The organism is Arthrobacter sp. FW306-05-C, assembly GCF_021801725.1.
Taxonomy (GTDB): Bacteria; Actinomycetota; Actinomycetes; order Actinomycetales; family Micrococcaceae; genus Arthrobacter.
The window spans coordinates 3,706,390-3,725,829 of the sequence record NZ_CP084556.1 but is presented as its reverse complement, the minus strand read 5'-3'; the positions used below and the strand labels follow the sequence as shown (position 1 = coordinate 3,725,829).

18 protein-coding genes are annotated in these 19,440 nt (G+C 66.4%); 9 read left to right on the top strand and 9 right to left on the bottom strand.

Features of this window, described 5'->3' with window-relative positions; genetic code table 11:
* The first annotated feature begins 4 nt into the window (after nt 1-4).
* Both LFT44_RS17270 and LFT44_RS17265 read left to right on the top strand, forming a co-directional pair.
* A complete protein-coding gene (locus LFT44_RS17270; RefSeq protein WP_236799638.1) occupies nt 5-295 on the top strand; it encodes a hypothetical protein in 291 nt (96 codons plus the stop codon).
* Entirely contained in the window at nt 295-1,008 is a 714-nt protein-coding gene (locus LFT44_RS17265; RefSeq protein ID WP_236799637.1) for an HAD family hydrolase, read from the top strand. Before LFT44_RS17270 ends, LFT44_RS17265 begins: the two co-directional genes overlap by 1 nt.
* Before the next feature lie 17 nt (nt 1,009-1,025).
* On the opposite strand, the gene LFT44_RS17260 is transcribed toward LFT44_RS17265, so the two are convergent.
* Nucleotides 1,026-1,274: a hypothetical protein gene (locus LFT44_RS17260; protein WP_236799636.1), complete on the bottom strand. Its 249-nt coding sequence runs from the start codon at nt 1,272-1,274 to the stop codon at nt 1,026-1,028.
* A 198-nt stretch (nt 1,275-1,472) separates the two neighbouring features.
* Between LFT44_RS17260 and LFT44_RS17255 the strand changes: the two genes are divergently transcribed.
* The gene (locus tag LFT44_RS17255) at nt 1,473-2,654 is read left to right on the top strand and encodes a zinc-dependent alcohol dehydrogenase (RefSeq protein WP_236799635.1); all 1,182 of its coding nucleotides are present in this window, start codon (nt 1,473-1,475) and stop codon (nt 2,652-2,654) included.
* Nucleotides 2,655-2,736: 82 nt separating this feature from the next.
* Here the strand turns inward: LFT44_RS17255 and LFT44_RS17250 are convergent, their stop codons facing one another.
* The 4 genes from LFT44_RS17250 to LFT44_RS17235 are packed head-to-tail and all read right to left on the bottom strand — an operon-like array spanning nt 2,737 to nt 7,927.
* Complete coding sequence (locus LFT44_RS17250; RefSeq protein WP_236799634.1) at nt 2,737-3,549, bottom strand: bifunctional allantoicase/(S)-ureidoglycine aminohydrolase; 813 nt, start codon at nt 3,547-3,549, stop codon at nt 2,737-2,739.
* Between the two features lie 15 nt (nt 3,550-3,564).
* Nucleotides 3,565-4,839 carry a DUF6986 family protein gene (locus LFT44_RS17245; RefSeq protein ID WP_236799633.1) on the bottom strand — a complete coding sequence of 425 codons (1,275 nt, stop codon included), beginning with the start codon at nt 4,837-4,839 and terminating at the stop codon, nt 3,565-3,567.
* Nucleotide 4,840: 1 nt separating this feature from the next.
* Entirely contained in the window at nt 4,841-6,439 is a 1,599-nt protein-coding gene (gene aceB, locus LFT44_RS17240) for a malate synthase A (protein ID WP_236799632.1), read from the bottom strand.
* A gap of 36 nt (nt 6,440-6,475) precedes the next feature.
* Nucleotides 6,476-7,927: an NAD-dependent malic enzyme gene (locus LFT44_RS17235; protein WP_236799631.1), complete on the bottom strand. Its 1,452-nt coding sequence runs from the start codon at nt 7,925-7,927 to the stop codon at nt 6,476-6,478.
* A gap of 220 nt (nt 7,928-8,147) precedes the next feature.
* Between LFT44_RS17235 and LFT44_RS17230 the strand changes: the two genes are divergently transcribed.
* A complete protein-coding gene (locus LFT44_RS17230) occupies nt 8,148-8,903 on the top strand; it encodes an IclR family transcriptional regulator (protein ID WP_236799630.1) in 756 nt (251 codons plus the stop codon).
* 104 nt (nt 8,904-9,007) lie between these two features.
* Here the strand turns inward: LFT44_RS17230 and LFT44_RS17225 are convergent, their stop codons facing one another.
* Both LFT44_RS17225 and pucL read right to left on the bottom strand, forming a co-directional pair.
* Nucleotides 9,008-10,513, bottom strand: a complete 1,506-nt coding sequence (locus LFT44_RS17225) for a nucleobase:cation symporter-2 family protein (protein ID WP_236799629.1) — start codon at nt 10,511-10,513, stop codon at nt 9,008-9,010.
* A gap of 127 nt (nt 10,514-10,640) precedes the next feature.
* Nucleotides 10,641-11,549 (bottom strand): factor-independent urate hydroxylase, encoded by a 909-nt coding sequence (pucL, locus tag LFT44_RS17220; RefSeq protein ID WP_236799628.1) that lies wholly within the window; start codon nt 11,547-11,549, stop codon nt 10,641-10,643.
* Nucleotides 11,550-11,898: 349 nt separating this feature from the next.
* Between pucL and LFT44_RS17215 the strand changes: the two genes are divergently transcribed.
* On the top strand, nt 11,899-12,081 hold the full coding sequence (locus LFT44_RS17215; protein WP_236799627.1) for a hypothetical protein: 183 nt from the start codon (nt 11,899-11,901) through the stop codon (nt 12,079-12,081).
* Nucleotides 12,082-12,100: 19 nt separating this feature from the next.
* Here the strand turns inward: LFT44_RS17215 and ligD are convergent, their stop codons facing one another.
* On the bottom strand, nt 12,101-13,339 hold the full coding sequence (gene ligD / locus LFT44_RS17210; protein ID WP_236799626.1) for a non-homologous end-joining DNA ligase: 1,239 nt from the start codon (nt 13,337-13,339) through the stop codon (nt 12,101-12,103).
* 31 nt (nt 13,340-13,370) lie between these two features.
* Nucleotides 13,371-14,741 (bottom strand): 8-oxoguanine deaminase, encoded by a 1,371-nt coding sequence (locus tag LFT44_RS17205; RefSeq protein WP_236799625.1) that lies wholly within the window; start codon nt 14,739-14,741, stop codon nt 13,371-13,373.
* Between the two features lie 403 nt (nt 14,742-15,144).
* On the opposite strand from LFT44_RS17205, the gene LFT44_RS17200 reads away from it, so the two are divergent.
* From LFT44_RS17200 to LFT44_RS17185, 4 genes are all read left to right on the top strand, one after another.
* A complete protein-coding gene (locus tag LFT44_RS17200) occupies nt 15,145-15,639 on the top strand; it encodes a nucleoside deaminase (protein ID WP_236799624.1) in 495 nt (164 codons plus the stop codon).
* Between the two features lie 14 nt (nt 15,640-15,653).
* Nucleotides 15,654-17,195, top strand: coding sequence for an NCS2 family permease (locus LFT44_RS17195; protein WP_236799623.1), 1,542 nt, complete (start codon nt 15,654-15,656; stop codon nt 17,193-17,195).
* 109 nt (nt 17,196-17,304) lie between these two features.
* Nucleotides 17,305-18,525 (top strand): XdhC family protein, encoded by a 1,221-nt coding sequence (locus LFT44_RS17190; protein WP_236799622.1) that lies wholly within the window; start codon nt 17,305-17,307, stop codon nt 18,523-18,525.
* Nucleotides 18,516-19,439 carry an FAD binding domain-containing protein gene (locus LFT44_RS17185; RefSeq protein ID WP_236799621.1) on the top strand — a complete coding sequence of 308 codons (924 nt, stop codon included), beginning with the start codon at nt 18,516-18,518 and terminating at the stop codon, nt 19,437-19,439. The genes LFT44_RS17190 and LFT44_RS17185 overlap by 10 nt, the downstream gene beginning before the upstream one ends.
* Nucleotide 19,440: the final 1 nt, after the last annotated feature.

Sequence of the window (19,440 nt, the reverse complement as noted above, 5' to 3'; positions counted from 1 at the left end):
TGTTATGGCCGGATTTTTTGAGCTCGTTGATGCCCCTGACGGTGGATACCGGATCAGGATGATGGACGGAAGCGGGAACCTGATGGCCATCTCGGTGACCTTCCCAACCAAAAGGGCAGCTGTGGCAGGCGTCGCCATGGCCCGCGAAATCGCCGGCACCGGCCTCATTCGGGACAAGAGCCTGGACGGCGCCGGGTCCGTCATCCGTGACCGCGTGCGGCCCGTCAGTTCCCCCAAGGATGAAGCGGCCAAGCGGAAAAAGGCGCCGGATGTACGACGGGCAGCGGTGGGCTGATGACTGAGTCCACGACACCCCCTGACGGTGTCCGCCGGGGGGTCCTCTTTGACGTTGACGGCACCCTGATCGACTCGTCCTACATCCACACCATCTCCTGGTGGGGTGCCTTCCGCCAATACGGGCACGACGTGTCCATGGCGGCCATCCACCAGCTCGTCGGCATGGGCGGTGCCCGCTTGGTGGACAACCTGCTGCCGTCCGGCCGCGACCGTGACGAGGACGAGGACATCATGGCCAGCCACGGTGCACTGTACGCTTCGCACTGGCCCTCGCTCCGTCCCTTGGACGGGGCCAAAGAACTGTTGGGCCAGTGCCATGCCGGCGGGTTGGCCGTGGCGCTTGCCTCCTCGGCCCGGGAGCGGGATCTGCAGGTCATGCGGTCCGTCCTGGATGCAGACGCCTTTATCGATGCCGCTACCAGCGCCAACGATGCGAAGGAAAGCAAGCCGGCGCCTGACATCCTCGAGGCGGCCCTCGAATCTGCCGGCGTGGACGCGGCGCACGCGGTCTATGTCGGCGACGCCGTGTGGGACATGAAGGCGGCCGGAGCCCTGGGGATCCCGGCCATAGGAGTCACCTGCGGGGGCATCCAGGCCGCGCAACTGCGCGAGGCGGGCGCCGTCGAGGTTTATGAAGGGCCGCGCGACCTACTGGAGAACCTTGCCTCCAGCGCCATCGGCCGCTTGCTTGCACTGCAGCCGAATCCCTGAAACCGGCTAGCACCGGTTCACAGCGGCTGGCCGCCTGGCACTGAATCCTCATCGCCCGCGATGGCCGGCTTCGGCCAGGACACCACTACCACCACCGAGCCGTCATCGTTCCGCTTGATGTCCGTGGCCACCTCGGCCGCGGGCGCACCCATCTCCTCTACCCGCCTCCGGTAGGTGCTGACCAGCTCCGTCAGGCTTTCCTCCGTCCATTCGCCAGGGCGCATGCGGGTGGAGATCTCGACCGGTTCCGGCTGGTACAGCGACATGGCGTTCCTCTTTCGGGTGCTCTTCTTGGTGTTCCGGGACTCTCCCTACGCTAGAAGCAGCGGACGGCCGCCACAAGCTTTTAGTCAGCATGCTTACTTTTTTCCCTCAAAACCGATACGGTCGAAGAAAGGGTGCCTCCGGGTGCCCTGCCCCGCCCAAGGAGATCTCCACGGGCAAAGCAGAGCGAAAGGGAGACTGTGAAAGCACTGACGTGGCAAGGAAAACGGTCGGTAAGCGTAGAAGAAGTACCTGATCCCGTTATCCAGGAACCGACGGATGCAATCGTACGGATCACCTCCACCGCCATCTGCGGCTCGGACCTGCACCTCTACGAGGTCCTGGGCCCGTACATGCACAAGGGTGACGTCATTGGCCACGAGCCGATGGGCATCGTGGAAGAAGTGGGCAGCGGCGTCACCAACCTCCGCAAGGGCGACCGTGTGGTGATTCCCTTCAACATCTCCTGCGGCTCCTGCTACATGTGCAAGCTGGGGCTGCAGTCCCAGTGCGAGGTAACCCAGGTCAAGGAAAAGGGATCCGGCGCCGCCCTCTTCGGCTACTCAGAGCTGTACGGGTCCGTTCCCGGCGGCCAGGCCGAGTACCTGCGGGTGCCGCACGCCGACTACGGACCCGTCAAGGTGGGCAACGAGCTTCCGGACGAACGCTACCTGTTCCTCTCCGATATCCTGCCCACCGCCTGGCAGGCCGTGGAATACGCCGACGTCCCGGCAGGCGGTACCCTGGCCGTGTTCGGCCTTGGCCCGGTTGGCCAGTTCGCCGGCCGGATCGGCGTCCACCGCGGGTTCCGCGTCATCGGTATTGACCCCGTTCCGGAGCGCCGGGAGATGGCTGCGCGGCACGGGGTGGAAACGCTGGACTTGAGCAAGACCATCGGGGACGAACTCCGCGAAATGACCGGGGGACGGGGCCCGGACGCGGTGGTTGACGCCGTCGGAATGGAAGCCCACGGCTCGCCTATGGCAGGCTTCGCCCACCAGGCGCTGGGGCTCCTGCCGGACAAGCTGGCCCAGAAGGCTATGGAGACCGGCGGCGTGGACCGGCTGGCAGCGCTGCACGCTTCCGTCGACGCTGTGCGCCGCGGCGGCACGCTGTCCCTGAGCGGTGTGTACGGCGGCACGGCCAGCCCCATGCCGCTGCTCACCATGTTCGACAAGCAGCTGCAGGTGCGCATGGGGCAGTGCAACGTGCGGAACTGGACGGACGCCATCCTTCCCCTTGTGGAGGACGACGCCGATCCGCTGGGTGTGATGGACCTGGTCACCCATCGTGCGGGCCTGGAAGGCGCGCCCGCTCTGTATGAGAAGTTCCAGAAGAAGGAAGACGGCTGCATCAAGGTGGTCCTCAACCCGGGCGCCTAAGCCTTCCCCAACAGCACTAAAAAAGCAGGGGCCGTTATGGAATTCCATAACGGCCCCTGCTGCTGCCCGAACGCACAAATGGCTAGGTCAGCTTCACCTGCCGGTTCATGTCCTTGTACAGCAGGTAGCGGAACTCGCCGGGGCCGCCGGCGTAGCAGGCCTGCGGGCAGAAGGCGCGCAGCCACATGAAGTCGCCGGCCTCCACCTCAACCCAGTCGTTGTTCAGCAGGTACATGGCCTTGCCCTCCAGGACGAACAGGCCATGCTCCATCACGTGCGTTTCCGGGAACGGGATGACGCCGCCGGGCTGGAACGTCACGATGTTCACTTGCATGTCGTGGGCCAGGTCGCTCGAGTCGGTGAAGCGGGTGGTCTTCCAGACGTCATTGGTGTCCGGCATTGAGGTCGGCTCCACGTCCTTTTCATTGGTGACGAAGGACTTGGCCTCGTATCCCTCGAGCCGCTCGTAGGCCTTGCGGATCCAGTGGAAGGAGACGATGTCCTCGGAGACGTTCTCCAGGCCCCACTGCGCTCCGGCGGCCAGGTAGGCGTAGCCGCCTTCCTCGAGCTTGTGCAGTTCGCCGTCAAGGGTCAGGTTGACGGTTCCCTGCGTGACGAAAATGACGCCCTCCACGCCTTCTTCGAATTCGGCGCGGGGTGCCCCGCCGCCCGGTCCGATCTCCACGATCAGCTGCGAGAACGTGGTGGCGAAGCCGGAGATGGGGCGGGCGATGATCCACGACCGGGTGTTGGCGAAGCCCGGCAGGTTGGAGGTGACGATGTCCGTCAGCACGCCCTTGGGGATGACGGTGTAGGCCTCGGTGACGATGGCGCGTTCGGTGGTGAGGTGGGTCTGCGGCGGCAGGCCGCCGGTGGGGGTGTAGTACTTGCCCATGAAGGGGTCCTTTGCTTAGGAGTTGGAAGTGGTGGCCAGCCGCGGGTGCGCCAGCGCGGTGAGCTGCGGAATTCCGACGCCGGCAAGCGCCTGGACCTCCTCGCCACCAACAGCGCCGCACTGGACGCCGCGGAGCACGAAGGCGGCAAGGGCGCGGGCGGTGGCGGGCTCGTCCATCACGCCGCCTTCGGTCCGCTCCACGTAGTTGCGCAGGCGGGCCGCGGCGGCCGGGAGGCCTTCACGGTAGAAGGCGTAGGTGGCAGCGAAGCGGCTGGGCAGCTGGGCCGGATGCAGGTCCCAGCCCTGGTAATAGCCGCGCTCCAGCGACCGGCGGACCAGGCGGCCGTGCAGCTGCCAGGCGTTCTCCACGTTGTCGCCCACCGGGATGATGTTGGTGGAACCATCGGAGAGCCGGATGCCCGTGCCGGCCACGGCCAGCTGCATGACCTCCTTGGCGAAGTCCGCCACGGGGTGCTCCATGGACTGGTATTCGGCGGAGATCTGCAGGGACGCGGAGTAGTCGTAGGTGCCGTAGTGCAGGCCGCTGATCCGGCCGGGCACGGCGTGCGGCAGCTGCGCCACCGGCGATGTGCCTTCCGGGCCAAGGATCAGCTGCGGAGTTTCCACCTGCACCTCGAACCGGAGGCGGCCGGCGGGAAGTCCGTGGACTTCCTCCAGCCGCGACACGGCAAAGTCCATGGCCTTCACCTGCGCCACCGTGGTGACCTTGGGCAGGGTCAGGACCAGGCCCTCGGGCAGTTCACCGGCCGTGGCCAGGCCGGAGACAAAGAGGTCCAGGGTCCGCAGGCCGCGGGCCCGGGTGGGGGCCTCAAAGCACTTGAACCGGATGCCGATGAACGGCGGAGCGGAGCCCGCCGCGACTGCCTGGGCCACCGTGGAAGCCGCGGCAACCGCGGCGGCGTCCTCGGCGTCGTCGCCCCTGTCCCCAAAGCCGTCCTCAAAGTCCAGGCGCAGGTCCTCAATTGGCTCGGCTGCCAGCTTTGCGGCAACCCGGCAGGCGACCGCCTCGGCGAGGCTGGCTTCCTGGCCCAGGAGCCGGCCCAGCTTTTCGAACCCGCCGTGGGCTTCCACCGTCGTGGCTGCCTGGGCGCCCCAGTCGGCAGCGAACGACGGCGTGAACCGGTCCGCCGGCACGTACACCGTATGCACGGGCTGGCGGGAGCCGTCGTCGCCCGGGTAGTTCTGCTCCAGCAACCGGTCCGTGGCGGCAAGTTGCCCGTCGATGGCGGCCAGGTCCCCTGCGGAGAGCGAAGGTTTGGGTGTTGCCATCTCAGCCCACCAGCTCGTAGGCGGGGGTGGTCAGAAAGTCCGTGTAGTCATCGGACAGGCAGATGTCCGCGATCAGTTCGCTGGCCGGCTGGTAGTAGCGGCGGAACGCTTCGTCGCCGAACTCGGTGCGGAGCCGCTCGGTTTCCTCGCTGAGGACCCGCTCCACCAGTTCCTTGGTCACGGTGTTGCCGGAGTCCGCCAGGATGGACTTGTTGCGGATCTGCTGCCACACCTGGGAACGGGAGATCTCCGCAGTGGCGGCATCTTCCATCAGGTTGTGGATGGCCACGGCGCCGTTTCCGGACAGCCACACCGCCGTGTAGGCGACGGCTACGTACAGGTTCAGCCGCAGTCCGGCCTCGGTGACCTGGCCGTCGGCGGACTGGACGTCCAGCAGCTGCTCCGCCGTCACGGAAACCTCGGGCCGCTGCTTGTCCACCTGGTTGGGCTTGTCACCCAGCACGGAGTCGAAGACTTCGCGGCAGGTGGGGACCAGGTCCGGGTGGGCAACCCAGGAACCGTCGAAGCCGTCGTTTGCCTCGCGGGTCTTGTCCGCACGCACCTTTTCGAAAGCTGCCGCGGTGACTTCCGGGTGGCGCCGGTTGGGGATGACCGCTGCCATGCCGCCCATGGCGAACGCGCCGCGCTTGTGGCAGGTCTTCACCAGGAGTTCGGTGTAGGCACGCATGAACGGGGCGGTCATCACCACGGACGCGCGGTCCGGCAGGACGAATTCCTCACCGGCGTCGCGGAAGTACTTGATGATGCTGAACAGGTAGTCCCAGCGGCCGGCATTCAGGCCGGAGGCGTGGTCCCGGAGTTCGTACAGGATCTCGTCCATCTCGAAGGCGGCCGGGATGGTTTCGATCAGCACGGTGGCTCGGATGGTGCCCTGGTTCAGGCCCAGGTAGTCCTGCGCGAACACGAACACGTCGTTCCACAGACGCGCCTCGAGGTGGCTCTCCATCTTGGGCAGGTAGTAGTACGGGCCCTGTCCGTTGAGCACCAGCTGTTTGGCGATGTGGAAGAAATGCAGCCCAAAGTCCACCAGCGCGCCCACGGCCGGTTCACCGTTGATAAGCAGGTGCTTTTCCTGCATGTGCCAGCCGCGGGGGCGGGCCACTACGACGGCGAGCGGTGCGTCGGTTCGGAGGCGGTACTCCTTGCCTTCCTCCGAGGTGAAGCTGAGGGTACCCTGGGCCGCGTCGCGGAGGTTCAGGATGGCGTCGATGACGTTGGCCCAGGTGGGCGTGCTGGCGTCCTCAAGGTCCGCCAGCCACACCTTGGCGCCGGAGTTCAGGGCGTTGATGGCCATCTTTGCCGGCGACGCGGGTCCGGTCATCTCCACGCGGCGGTCCTGCAAAGCCGCCGGTGCCGGCGCAACCTTCCAGTCGCCGTCGCGCACGTCCTTGGTCTCCGGCAGGAAGTCCAGCTTGCCGGTCTCGGCTACCCGCTGCCGCTTGACGGCGCGGGCCGCCAGGAGCTCGTTGCGGGTACCCGCGAACCGGTTGTGGAGCTCTTCCACGAAGGCCAGTGCCTTGGGCGTGAGGATCTCCTCCGCGCGGTCGATCGGCCGGGGATCTGTGACGGTGATGGCCATTTCTGGTCCTTTCCTTGGGCTGGGAAGTCGGGCGGGTCAGGCGGAGGCGAGTGCCGGCACTGATTCCTTGGCAGAGTCGGCCGATTCGGCGGCCGTTGCAACGTTTGAGGCCTGGGCTGCGGCCGCTACGGCCGCTGCGACGTCGGCGGTCACATGGGGGTCGAAAATGCTCGGAATGATGTAGCTCGCATTGAGCTCATTATCATTCACGCGGTTTGCGATTGCCTCGGCGGCAGCCACCAGCATTTCCGGCGTGATGTCGCTTGCGCCGACATCAAGGAGCCCGCGGAAGAGGCCGGGGAAGGCAAGGACATTGTTGATCTGGTTGGGGAAGTCGCTGCGGCCGGTGGCCACGACGGCGGCGTGCCGGGAGGCAACGGCGGGGTCCACCTCGGGGGTGGGGTTGGCCATGGCGAACACGATGGCGTCCTTGGCCATGGATGCAATGTGCTCTTCGCCAAGGATGTTCGGGGCGGAGACGCCGATGAAGACATCGGCACCCGCCAGGGCCTCGTGCAGGCTGCCGGCGAAGCCTTCCTGGTTGGTGTTGTCCGCGATCCAGGTGCGGTGGGGATCGTTGTAGGTCTCGCCCTTGTGGATGGCGCCGGAGCGGCCGGCGGCCACGATGTGCCGGGCGCCCTGGGCTTTGAGCAGCTGGATGATGGCAGAACCGGCGGCGCCGACGCCGGACACCACGATCTTGACGTCCGCGATCTTCTTGTCCACTACGCGCAGGGCGTTGACCAGGGCTGCCAGGGTCACGATGGCCGTGCCGTGCTGGTCATCATGGAAGACCGGGATGTCCAGTTCCTCGCGCAGGCGGGCCTCGATCTCGAAGCAGCGCGGAGCAGCGATGTCCTCCAGGTTCACCCCGCCGAAGACGGGTGCCAGGAGCTTGACCGTGCGGATGATTTCCTCAGTGTCCTGGGTGTCCAGGCAGACCGGCCAGGCGTCCACGTTGGCAAACTGCTTGAAGAGTGCGGCTTTGCCTTCCATGACCGGGAGCGCGGCTGCGGGACCGATGTTGCCCAGGCCCAGCACCGCGGAGCCGTCGGTGACCACTGCCACCGTGTTGCGCTTGACCGTCAGGTTGCGGGCAGCGGCAGGGTCCTCGGCGATGGCCAGGCAGACGCGGGCGACGCCCGGCGTGTAGGCACGGGAGAGATCGTCGCGGTTGCGCAGCGGGACCTTGGGGACCACCTCGAGCTTGCCGCCGAGGTGCATCAGGAAGGTGCGGTCCGAGACGTGCTGGACCGTAACGCCGTCGAGCGCGTTGAGGGCGTCCTTGACGCGTGCGGCGTGGTCGTCGTCGGTGGTGTTGCAGGTGACGTCAACGACGAGGGTTTCGTGGTGGGACTCCGTGACGTCCAGTGCGGTGATGGCCGCGCCGGCTGCTCCGACGGCTGCGGCAAGTTCGCTGGTGGCGCTGAAGCTTGAAGGCGCTTCCACGCGCAGGGTGATCGAATTTCCGGGGCTGGGGTTCGCCATTGAATGTCCTCCTGTTAGGCCTGGTCGGGCTTCTACTCTAATCCGAATATTTTCGTATTATGGATATTATTATCTACTTTATGGAAATACAAGCCCTGCGAATGCGACTGTCCCTGCGCGTCGCGGTGGCGCTTGCCGTGCTGTATGTTGGGTGTTCTAAGCAACTCTTTTCACGATGCGGATAAGAGTTGTCGGATTCCGAGCCATAGGAGACAACGGAATGGCAGAAAAAGCCTCTGGCGGGGTGCAGTCGGTGGAGCGCGTCTTCGAACTGCTCGAGCTCATCACCGATGCCGGCGGCGACGTCACCCTCAGCGAGCTGTCGTCCTCGACAGACCTGCCGCTGCCCACCATCCACCGCCTGCTCCGCACCCTGGTGTCGCTTGGCTACATCCGCCAGCTGCCCAACCGGCGCTACGCGCTGGGCCCCCGGCTCATCCGCCTTGGCGAGGGTGCGAACAAGCAGCTCGGAGCCTTGGCCCAGCCCCAGTTGAAGATGCTGGTGGACCGGCTGGGGGAGACCTCCAACATGGCCGTGCTGGACTCGGACATGGTGATCTACGTGGCCCAGGTGCCATCGCTGCACTCCATGCGCATGTTCACCGAAGTGGGCCGCCGCGCCCATACCCATGCCACCGGCGTGGGCAAGGCCATCCTGGCCCAGCTCGACGACGACACCGTGCGCGGCATCGTTGCCCGCGCCGGCATGCCCACCCCCACCGCCAAGAGCATCGGCGACGTGGAGGAACTCCTGGCCGACCTCAAGCTCATCCGCGAGCGTGGCTACTCCATCGACGAGGAGGAACAGGAACTCGGCGTCCGCTGCTTCGCCATGGCGGTACCCAACGCCCCCACGCCCAGTGCGATTTCCGTTTCCGGGCCGGTATCCCGGGTGGATGAAGACTTCGCCGACAAAGCTGTGCCCATCCTGCGGGAGGCCGCCGAGGCCATCTCCCGCGAGCTCAACCGCACCTGAGGCAGCGACGCGGCGTCCCGCCGTCGTCCTTAACCCGCGAGATGGCAGTTCGCGGCAATGTTCCTGGGGAACACTGCCGTGAACTGCCATCTCGCGTTGGTCACTCAGTGCTCTGATGCCTTCTCGGATGACTGGACCGGTACTTCCTTGCCGTCGCAGTCGATGAGCTTGCCGTTCTCGAACCGGTCACCCTCGGCCAGGCAGCGCAGGTCCTCGGCGCGTACCAGGCGTTCGGTACCGGCGACGAACACGGACTGGTTATCAGAGTTGCCGGCCTTGAGGTGGTTGAACAGCAGGTTCAGCAGGATGGCCATGACGGCCGCGGAGCTTATGCCGGAGTGGAAGATGGTGCCGAACCAGGACGGGAACTGGTCGTAGAAGGTGGGCGCGGCGATGGGGATCATCCCGAAGCCGATGGAAGCGGCCACCACGATCAGGTTCATGTTGTTTTTGTAGTCGACCTTGGACAGGGTGCGGATGCCGCTGGCCGCGACGGTGCCGAAGAGTACTACGCCGGCACCGCCCAGGACGGGCGTGGGGACCGCTGCCACCACCCGGCCAAGGACGGGCAGCAGGCCAAGGACCACCAGGATGATGCCGCCGGCGCTGACAACGAACCGGCTCTTGACGCCCGTGATGGCCACCAGCCCCACGTTCTGGGCGAAGGCGCTTTGGGTGAAGGAGTTGAAGAGCGGGGAGACTGCGCTGGAAAGCATGTCCGCCCGCAGGCCGTTGCCGATCCGTTTCGAGTCCACCTTGGTGCCCACGATCTCGCCCACGGCGATGATGTCGGCAGAGGTCTCGGTGAGGGTGACCAGGATGACGATCAGCATGGAGATGATGGCGGCTGCCTCGAACGTAGGCGGTCCGAAGGCGAAGGGGGTGGGGAAGGCGACAATCTCGCCCTGGCCCACCTTGGAGAAGTCGGCCATGCCGAAGACGACTGCGATCACCGTGCCCAGGACCATGGCCAGCAGGATGGACAGCCGGGAAATGGCGGCGCTGCCCACCTTGCTCAGGAGCAGGACGATGCCCATGGTGGCGGCGGCGAGCCCGATGTTCGCCATGCTGCCGTAGTTGGGCGCCTTGTTGTTTCCGCCCATGGCCCAGTTCGCGGCAACCGGCATCAGGGTCAGGCCGATGGTGGTGATCACCGTGCCGGTAACGACTGGCGGGAAGAAGCGGATGATCTTCGAGAACAGGGGAGTGATCAACAGACCGATCAGGGACGCCGCGATGACCGACCCGAAGACGGCCTGGATTCCCCCGCCGCCGTGGACGATGGCCACCATGGTGGAGACCCCCGCGAAGGAGACGCCCTGGACCAGCGGCAGCTGCGAACCGAAGAAGGGGACGCCGACGGTCTGCAGGATGGTGGCCAGGCCGCCGACGAAAAGGCAGGCCGCGATGAGCAGGCCGATGTCCTGGGAGTTCATCCCTGCGGCTGCGCCGATGATCAGGGGAGGGGCGATGATGCCGCCGTACATGGTCAGGACGTGTTGGAAGCCGTAGGCAAACATGCTTCCAATTGGGAGCCGCTGGTCCTCGGGGCGGGCCGGCCGTGCGCCTTTTGCAGCGGCTGCGGCGGCGAGTTTCTTCTTGGTGTTCATGGCAGACTTTCTTGGTTCATGGCAGACGTCATCGTCTGGCTAACTGGTGTCTGGCTAACAGGTGAATCTGTGGGGGTGACGACGGGCCCAACCAGGTAGCTGAGCCCGTCGATGGTGAATCCGGGATTTAGCAGAAGCCCGCGATGCCCGACCAGGCGGTGGGAGCCGGGGCCGCGTCGTCGCGCTGGACGGTGGCCTCGATCAGGCCGTAGGGGCGGTCCGCCGCGAAGAAGACCTCGTTGGGGTTGTCGAGGCCGAACGGTGAGAGGTCCACCAGGAAGTGGTGCTTGTTGGGCATGGAGAACTTGATCTCATCGATTTCGCTGTGTGCTTCAAGCACCTTGGTGCCCATGTCGAACAGGGTCTGCTGGAGGGCGTGGGAGTACTTCTCGGTGAAGCCTTCCAGCAGGAGGCCCTTGACGTCGTCGTAGCTCTTGTTGAAGTCCAGCGTGCTGAAATCGGTGCCGGTCTTGAAGCGCCACCGGGCTGAAACGTCCGTGGCGAGGATGCGGTCGGTGGTCTCGGGCAGCGTGGTGTAGCGGTCCCGGGGGTAGCCGACGAATCCTGACTGGGTGGACTTGAGGACGGTCAGGTCCTTGAGTCCGGAGATCAGGTGGCTCGTGGCACCGTCTCGGACCAGGACGGCGGTCCGGACTTCCTGGCCATTGCGGACGAAGGAGTGGTCGTGTTCGCTGCCGTGGGCCTGGATCCGGTTCCAGGCGTAAGACTCGGCTTCCCAGCGTCCGCCGGTGACCCAGTCGAAGCTGGAGGTGAAGTGCTCACCGAGGCGCAGCAGGAACTGTTCCGGTGACCCGATGCCCTCACGGGCAAAGGCGTAGATGGTGTTCTTCTGGGTGTCGGTGGCCACCACGTGGGCGTTGTCGCCCTCAAGGTGGGCCGCGGCGAAGTCGCCCCGCAGTTGCGAGGTGACGTTCAGGTCTTCGATCTCGTGGCGGTTCGTGTCCCGGGTGATCTTGACGACGCGGACTTCTGCCTTGCCGTACTGGTTTTCGCCGAGGATGATCTTGCTGCTCATGGTCTTTTCCCAACTTCCGGTAAGTGGAACCTAGGTTCCATCACTGAAATTAAGCGCGCGTTTCATGCGCGTTTCCGATGGAGCCGACCCAACAAAAAAGAGCCGGCATCCGTTGATGCCAGCTCATTACGACCCTGCCTGCTGCTCCCAGGTTACGTGACGTGCGCCACGAGTTGCACAACAGCGTACCCCGCAATGGCGGTGGTGTACATCACAGGTGCAAAATTCGGTTTGTGACCGGACTAGGCACTTGGGCCTCGGCAGGGGCTATTGACCCCCCGGCCAACCCAGTTCTAGAATTTCATAAAGCAGAAACAAATTTTCGTACTATGAAAAATAGGAGGCTTCGATGTACCAGCAGGACAGGACCCCGGTCGCGCCACAGCCAGCCGCACCGTCAGCAGTCCAGGAGTTCTACCTTCCCCTCGGCGGCGGTACGGACCCGGACTTCTTCGTTCCGGAGGACCGCGTCCACGAACCCGGCCGCTTTTCGCGGTGGATTTCCGCCCTCCCTGGATTCGGGCGGCGCTAAGACCAGCAGGGAGTTCCGGCTACTCCCGCCCCGGCCACTGCTTTCCGGCCCAGGGATCATAGTCGGCTATGAGCTTCTCCTGCGCCGGGCGTTCGTCTTCGGGAACATGCTGCAGGTTCACCCGCACCCGGTACCAAAGCGAGCTGGACCCGCGCATCCCGTCGACCAGGACATCAGCCGGCTGCAGGGAATTGACGACGGCGGCGTGCCGGGTTTTCCATTCGTCGAGGGCCGCGAGGGCCTCTGGCTTGGTCTTGGTGCGGGCCACCTCGATCAACGGCATCGTGGACTGCCGGCGCCCGGACCCGTTCCCCGCCCGGGGGGCCTTTTCGGCGGGGCCCAGCTCCTTGGCAAGGGCCAGGAGCCCATCCAGCCTGCCCGCAGCGCCGTCAATTTCGGAATGCGGATCACCGATCTGCGCGTACCGTTCGAGGACCGTGCGCATATTGAACTGCTCAGGCCTGGCGGTGCGCATCTCGTCCCACGTCAGCGGCGTCGAAACCCGGGCATCCGGCAACGGCCTCACCGAGTAGGCGGAGGCCACGGTGCGGTCCTTGGCGTTTTGGTTGAAGTCCACGAAGACGCTCTCGCCGCGCTCCTCCTTCCACCACCGTGCGGTGGCCAGTCCGGGAGCGCGGTTCTCCACCTCCCGCGCCAGGGTTTCGGCAGCGAGCCGGACGTCCTTGTAGGACCACTCGGGAGCAATGCGCACCAGGATATGCAGCCCGCGCGAACCGCTCGTCTTCGGCCACCCCACCAGGCCTGCGTCGTCCAGCACCTCCTGCGCCACGTATGCGACGTCCACGATCTGCGACCAGTCCACCCCCGGCATGGGGTCGAGGTCCACCCGCAGCTCGTCCGGGTGTTCAAGGTCCTCCGCGCGGACCGGATGCGGATTCAGGTCCAGGCAGCCGAGGTTGATGACCCATGCCAGACCGGCGGCATCCCGGACCACCGCTTCCTCCGCCGATGTTCCGGACGCGTAGTGCAGCGTGGTGGTGTCGATGAACGGCGGGTGGTTTTCCGGCACGCGCTTCTGGAAGAATGGCTCGGCATCGATGCCTTTGGGGAACCGCTTGAGCACCATGGGCCTGCCGCCCGCACCCCTCAGCGCGCCGTCCGCCACCGACAGGTAGTACTGGACCAGGTCCAGTTTGGTCAGCCCTGGATCCGGGAACACCACTTTGTCCGGGCTGGAGATCCGCACTTCGATCCCATCGATGTCCAGAACCTCGGGTGGCGTCTTTGACGGTGTCATGGCGCCACGCTAGCAGCGGGCCGGACGCCTGTCAGCCGTTGACCAGCCTCTTTGCCGCTGCGGAGTGTCCGGCGATGAGGCCGGCCACATCCAGCCCGGGGATCTGCCCGTCCACCACCCGCCACTGCCCGCCCACCATCACCCGGTCCGCCCGGTCGGCGGCGCAGAGGAGGAGGGCTGCGACGGGGTCATGGCTGCCGGAAAAGCGGAGGTCGTCAAGTCGAAACAGCGCCAGATCGGCCTGCATGCCAGGTGCCAGCTGCCCCAGGCCGCGCCGTCCAAGGACTGCCGCGGACCCCCGGGTGGCCCAGCCCAGCGCCCGTTCCACCGGCACGTCGGCCCCATAGCGCAGCCGCTGGAGGTAGAGGGCCTGCCGCGCTTCCAGGATCATGTTGGAGGCATCGTTCGACGCCGAACCGTCCACCCCCAGCCCCACCGGGACGCCGGCGTCCTCCAGTTCCAGGACCCGGGCAGTCCCGGAGGCCAGGCGCATGTTGGAGGTGGGGCAATGCGCGACGCCGGTCCCCGCTGCACCGAGGCGGGTGATCTCCTCGTCGCTGAAGTGGATTCCGTGCCCCAGCCAGGTGCGGTCCGTCAGCCAGCCAACGCTGTCCAGGTAGTCCACGGTCCGCAGGCCGAACATCTCTTGGCAGAAGTCCTCCTCCTCCAGGGTCTCGGCCAGGTGCGTGTGCAGCCGAACGTCCAGCCGCTCCGCGAGGGCCGCGCTTTCAGCCATGATCTCCTTCGTCACCGAGAACGGTGAGCAGGGGGCCAGTGCGATCTGGATCACCGCGTCAACCCCGCGCTCGTGGTACTGGCCCACCAAGCGCTCGCTGTCCGCCAGCACCACCTCCGGATGCTGCACGGTGGACTGTGGCGGCAGGCCGCCGTCGTCCGTCCCCAGGGTCATGGAGCCACGGGTGAGCGTGGCCCGCATGCCGACCCGCCGTACCGCCTCAACCTCGATGTCCACGGCATCCTCAAGGCCCGCGGGGAAGAGGTAGTGGTGGTCGGCGGCAGTGGTGCAGCCGGAAAGCAGCAGCTCGGCCAGTGCCACTGTTGCTGCCAGTTCCAGGTCCTTCGGCGTGAGCCGGGCCCACACGGGGTACAGGTTCTGCAGCCAGGGGAACAGCGGGGTGTTGGCCACCGGCCCCCAGGCCCGCGTGAGGGTTTGGTAGAAGTGGTGGTGCGTGTTGATCAGGCCGGGCAGCAGCACGTGGTTGCCTGCATCGAAGGTCCCGGTGCAGGCCGCGGACGGCTGCTCGCCCGCGGCCAGGACCTCGGTGATGACGCCGCCGCTGACCACCAGGCCGCCTGTTGCGTCGAGGTCATTGGCGGTGAAAGCTGCGAGCGGATTGCGGATCCATAAGCGGGATACGGGTGCAGGGGAGGGAGCGGTCATGGCTGTCCTTGTCTGAGCCGAAGGCGGATGCGGTAAGTCCAGCTCAGTGAGGCCCTGTCTGCTGATCCAGGTGCCGCGCCTGGAGGCAGGGCGGGTGGGTTCAGCGTAGGGAAATCGGCTGACGTGCGTCAACGTGGCTCTTTGTGACCGCGGCGCCGGGAGGGGCCGTGAAGAATCGGCAACATGCATTTCACATAGCGAAAATGAATTTCCAGAAAAGTATGGCGTGGCCCACAAACGGGTGCTAATCTCAATTCTGCCAAAGGCGGGCACCCGAACCCGGGAAGCTATCTACCAGGCGCAACTTAACCTTCACAGCACATGCTGAAGCCTGGTAACCGTTCGCACCTGGTTTTACTGGTCCTGCGCGGCAACAGGCTTCCCGGCAAAAGGAAGTCGCATCATGAGTACCACCGTCACGGCCGAACAGTTTTTGGCCCGCTCCATCCGGCTGGCAACGGCCAATGTCCTCAACAGCGGAGGCCCCTTCGGCGCCATGATCGTCACGGCGGACGGGCAGGCGTTCGACGGCGTCAACCGTGTCACCGCGGACAACGATCCCACCGCGCACGCCGAAGTTACCGCCATCCGCACTGCCTGCCGCGAATTGGGCACCTTCGACCTCAGCGGCGCAACCCTCTACACCAGCTGCGAGCCCTGCCCCATGTGCCTGGCCTCCGCGCTCTGGGCCCGGGTAAGCCGCGTTGTCTACGCCGCCGACCGGCATGACGCCGCATCCGTCGGTTTTGACGACGCCCTGTTCTACGAATACTTCGAAAACCAGGACAGGGATTCCCTAATGCCGGTCTCCAAGCTGGAGCTGGGCGATCCCCAGGCCCCGGCGCCGCTGGAGCCGTTCAACACCTGGAACACGCTCGAATCCAGGATCGACTACTAGGCCCGGCGGCTTCGATGACCATCCTGGACCATTCCCACGAGGAGCATTCGGCTCCAAGCACCAGCACGATCCGGCGGGCGCCGCGCACTTCCACGCAGGCTACCGGAACACCCCGGCCGCCGGCACCGGAATCCTTCCTGGACCGCTTCTTCCAGATCACCCGGCGCGGCTCCACCCTTGCCCGCGAGTTCCGCGGCGGCCTGGTCACCTTCTTCACCATGGCGTACATCGTCATCCTCAACCCCCTCATCCTGGGCGGGTTCAGCGCTGACAACGCCCCCACCGATGTTGCCGGCGGTTGGCTCTCCGCCGCCCAGGTGGGCGCCGTCACCGGCCTCACCGCCGGCGTCATGACCATCCTCTTCGGCCTTATCGCCAACCTGCCCTTCGGTCTTGCCGCCGGGCTTGGCATCAACTCCTTCCTGGCCGTCTCGGTGATTCACGAAGTCACGTGGCCCGAGGCCATGGGCCTGGTGGTGATCAACGGCATCCTTATCGTGCTGTTCGGCGTCACCGGCGCCCGGACGGCCATCTTCCGGGCGGTGCCCAAGGAGCTGAAAGCCGCGATCACCGTCGGCATCGGGCTGTTCATCGCCTTCATCGGCTTCGTGGACTCCGGCTTCGTCCGGCCCACCGCCGGCGGTCCACCCGTCCAGCTGGGCGACGGCGGCTCCATCACCTCAGTGCCCACGCTCGTGTTCGTCGTCGGACTCCTGGCCATGGGCATCCTGGTGGCGCGCAAGGTCCAGGGCGGCCTGCTCATCGGCATCGTGGGCACCACCGTGCTGGCCGCCGTCGTGGAAGCCATCATGAAGATCGGCCCCGCCAGCGCTACCAACCCCGGCGGCTGGCACCTGAACACCCCCGTCCTGTCCGGCCAGCTGGTTTCGGCGCCGGACCTGGGCTTGGTGGGCCAGTTCGACCTCTTCGGCTCCTTCGCCAGGATCGGCGGACTTGCAGCCACCATGCTGGTCTTCACGCTCGTGTTCACCAACTTCTTCGACGCCATGGGAACCATGACCGGCCTGGCCAAAAGCGCAGGCGTCGCCCACAAGGACGGCACGTTCCCCCGGCTGAAGTCGGCCTTCATCGTGGAAGGCTTCGGTGCCGTGGCGGGCGGGGCCACCTCCGGCTCCTCCAACACCGTGTACATCGACTCCGCAGCCGGCATCGGCGAAGGCGCCCGGACCGGTTTGGCTTCGGTGGTCACCGGCGCGCTGTTCCTGGGCTCGATGTTCCTTACCCCGCTCACCAGCGTGGTGCCGCTCGAGGTTGCCGCCGCCGCACTGGTGGTGGTGGGCGCCATGATGATGGTGCAGATCCGCGAGATCAAATTCACCAAGTTCACCGTGGCCCTGCCGGCGTTCCTCACCATCGTGACCATGCCGCTGAGCTACTCCATCGCCAACGGCATCGGGGTGGGCTTCGTGAGCTGGGCCGTCATCGGGGCGGCATCCGGCAAGGCAAAGAAGATCCATCCGCTCATGTGGGTGGTGAGCGCGGGGTTCCTGGTGTACTTCGCCCGCGGGCCGATCAACCACCTGCTCGGCGGCTGATCTTGCCCCACCACCCAAGGGGCCGGACCAACCGTCGGCCCGGCCCCTGGCAGGACAGACAGGCAGGACCGACAATGGACACCACCGCCGCGGAAGAAGGAGCGCCGCCATGCTTGACCTGATCCCTTCACTTGGCCCCTGGACGCGCAGCCTGGCAGGCCGACAGTTCGCCGTGGCCACCATCCTGGCCGCCACCGGATCGGTGCCGCGCCCGGTGGGGACCTCCATGCTGGTCACCGAATCCGGCGATGTCCTGGGCAGCCTCTCCGGCGGCTGTGTGGAAGGCGCCGTGGTGGCGCTCGCCCAGGAGGCAACGGACGACGGCGTCCCGCGCCACGAGACGTTCGGCTTCAGTTCCGACGACGCCTTCGCCGCCGGACTCACCTGCGGGGGAGAACTGGCCATTCACATCCAGCCGGTGCCCGCCGGGACCGGTGCTGCCAGGGATCCGCTGCGCGCTGCCCTGCTGCAGCTTGCTGCCCTCGGCCCGGACCAACCCGTAGCGCTGGTACGGCTCCTGGGTAGCCCGGGAAGCGCCGCCGTCGTCCTTTCCGATCCCGCCGCCTTCCGCCTGGCCGCCCACCCGGAGCTGGCAGCGCTGCTGCAGGGGGAGCCCGCCCTGCAGGTGGAAGCGATGGTGCGCAGCGGCGGCACCGGGCTGGTCCGCCAGGCAGGGCACCGGGAATGTCCACCGGACCGGAGCGGGCACGGGCGCCCGGGCGAAGAGCTGGCTGTCCTGGTGGAGTCCCGGCTGGCCCCGCCGCGGATGCTGGTGTTCGGCGCCAACGATTTCGGTGCCGCGCTGGTCCCGGCAGCCAAGCTGCTGGGCTACTACGTGACCCTGGTCGATGCCCGCCCGGCCTTCGCGTCGCAGCCCCGGTTCGCCGCTGCCGACCAGGTGGTGACGGACTGGCCGCACCGGTACCTGGCGGCGGAAGCCGCGGCAGGCAGGCTGGACCCCCGTACCGTGGCCGCAGTCCTGACCCACGACCCCAAGTTCGACATTCCGCTGCTGGAGGTCGCGCTGGCCCTGGACCTCGCCTATGTGGGCGCCATGGGCTCGCGCCGGAGCCACCTCCAGCGGGTGGATGAGCTCCTCAACGCAGGCGTTCCGCCGGAACGGATTGCCCAACTGCATTCACCCATCGGCCTGGACCTCGGCGCCGTCACTCCCGCCGAAGTGGCGGTGTCCGTGACTGCGGAACTGATTGCCGCCCGGAACCGCGCTGCCAGCGGCATGCCGTTGCGGGAAACTTCCGGGGCCATCCACCATCACCCGGCTGCCCCGGCAGCCGCAGACCTTACCAAGCAGGAGATCGCATGGACATGAACACCATCGAGGCGGTGGTCCGCACCACCGACCCCGCGCAATGGCGCGAAGGCGATGCCTGGCTTGCCGGCGGCACGGTCCTGTTCTCCTACGGCAGCTACGCCTTTGGGCCCCAGCCTCTCACCCGGCTCCTGGACCTCGGCGACGCCGGCTGGACGCCCGTCACCGTCACCGATGACGGCATCGAGCTGGCCGCCACGTGCACCATCGCGGAGCTGTACAACCTTCCGGTGTCGCCGGCTGTGGCGGACCGCAGCTGGCCGGCGCTGGACCTCGTCCGGGCGTGCTGCGATTCCTTCGTGGCCTCCTTCAAGGTCTGGAACATGTCCACCGTGGGCGGCAACCTCTGCACCTCCCTGCCCGCAGGGCCCATCATCTCGCTGTGCGCCGGGATGGAGGGGACGGCCACCATCCTCGGCCCGGGCGGCGCCAGCCGGCAGGTTCCGGTGGCGGAGTTCATCACCGGTGATGCCACGAACTGCCTGGCACCCGGCGAGCTGCTCCGCAGTATCCACCTGCCGGCGTCGGCCCTTAACTCACGGGTGGCGTTCCGCCGGCTGTCGCTGAGCAACCTGGGCCGGTCCGGGGCGCTGCTCATCGGAAGGCTCGACGGCGGCACCTCCCTGGTGCTCACCGTCACCGCTGCCACCAAGCGGCCCGTACAGCTGCGTTTCGACGGGGTGCCGGATGCAGACCGGCTGGCCGCTGCGTTGGACGATGCCATCCCGGCGGAGCTCTATCACGACGACATCCACGGCATGCCCGCCTGGCGCCGCGACATGACCTACCGGCTTGCCGAAGAAATCCGGGCCGAACTCGCCGCGCCCCACGGGACGCCGGGACTCGTTGTTTCCGGTGATTTCTGGCCGCCCCGGGCCGCAAGGCCCGGCACCACTCTTTCGAAAGGGGCCTAAG

Bases quoted from the DNA above. Each gene is read 5' to 3' on its own strand.
- LFT44_RS17270 (WP_236799638.1), top strand. From the start codon at position 5: ATGGCCGGATTTTTTGAGCTCGTTGATGCCCCTGACGGTGGATACCGG.
- LFT44_RS17265 (WP_236799637.1), top strand. From the start codon at position 295: ATGACTGAGTCCACGACACCCCCTGACGGTGTCCGCCGGGGGGTCCTC.
- LFT44_RS17260 (WP_236799636.1), bottom strand. From the start codon at position 1,274: ATGTCGCTGTACCAGCCGGAACCGGTCGAGATCTCCACCCGCATGCGC.
- LFT44_RS17250 (WP_236799634.1), bottom strand. From the start codon at position 3,549: ATGGGCAAGTACTACACCCCCACCGGCGGCCTGCCGCCGCAGACCCAC.
- LFT44_RS17245 (WP_236799633.1), bottom strand. From the start codon at position 4,839: ATGGCAACACCCAAACCTTCGCTCTCCGCAGGGGACCTGGCCGCCATC.
- aceB (WP_236799632.1), bottom strand. From the start codon at position 6,439: ATGGCCATCACCGTCACAGATCCCCGGCCGATCGACCGCGCGGAGGAG.
- LFT44_RS17235 (WP_236799631.1), bottom strand. From the start codon at position 7,927: ATGGCGAACCCCAGCCCCGGAAATTCGATCACCCTGCGCGTGGAAGCG.
- LFT44_RS17230 (WP_236799630.1), top strand. From the start codon at position 8,148: ATGGCAGAAAAAGCCTCTGGCGGGGTGCAGTCGGTGGAGCGCGTCTTC.
- LFT44_RS17225 (WP_236799629.1), bottom strand. From the start codon at position 10,513: ATGAACACCAAGAAGAAACTCGCCGCCGCAGCCGCTGCAAAAGGCGCA.
- pucL (WP_236799628.1), bottom strand. From the start codon at position 11,549: ATGAGCAGCAAGATCATCCTCGGCGAAAACCAGTACGGCAAGGCAGAA.
- LFT44_RS17215 (WP_236799627.1), top strand. From the start codon at position 11,899: ATGTACCAGCAGGACAGGACCCCGGTCGCGCCACAGCCAGCCGCACCG.
- ligD (WP_236799626.1), bottom strand. From the start codon at position 13,339: ATGACACCGTCAAAGACGCCACCCGAGGTTCTGGACATCGATGGGATC.
- LFT44_RS17205 (WP_236799625.1), bottom strand. From the start codon at position 14,741: ATGACCGCTCCCTCCCCTGCACCCGTATCCCGCTTATGGATCCGCAAT.
- LFT44_RS17200 (WP_236799624.1), top strand. From the start codon at position 15,145: ATGAGTACCACCGTCACGGCCGAACAGTTTTTGGCCCGCTCCATCCGG.
- LFT44_RS17195 (WP_236799623.1), top strand. From the start codon at position 15,654: ATGACCATCCTGGACCATTCCCACGAGGAGCATTCGGCTCCAAGCACC.
- LFT44_RS17190 (WP_236799622.1), top strand. From the start codon at position 17,305: ATGCTTGACCTGATCCCTTCACTTGGCCCCTGGACGCGCAGCCTGGCA.
- LFT44_RS17185 (WP_236799621.1), top strand. From the start codon at position 18,516: ATGGACATGAACACCATCGAGGCGGTGGTCCGCACCACCGACCCCGCG.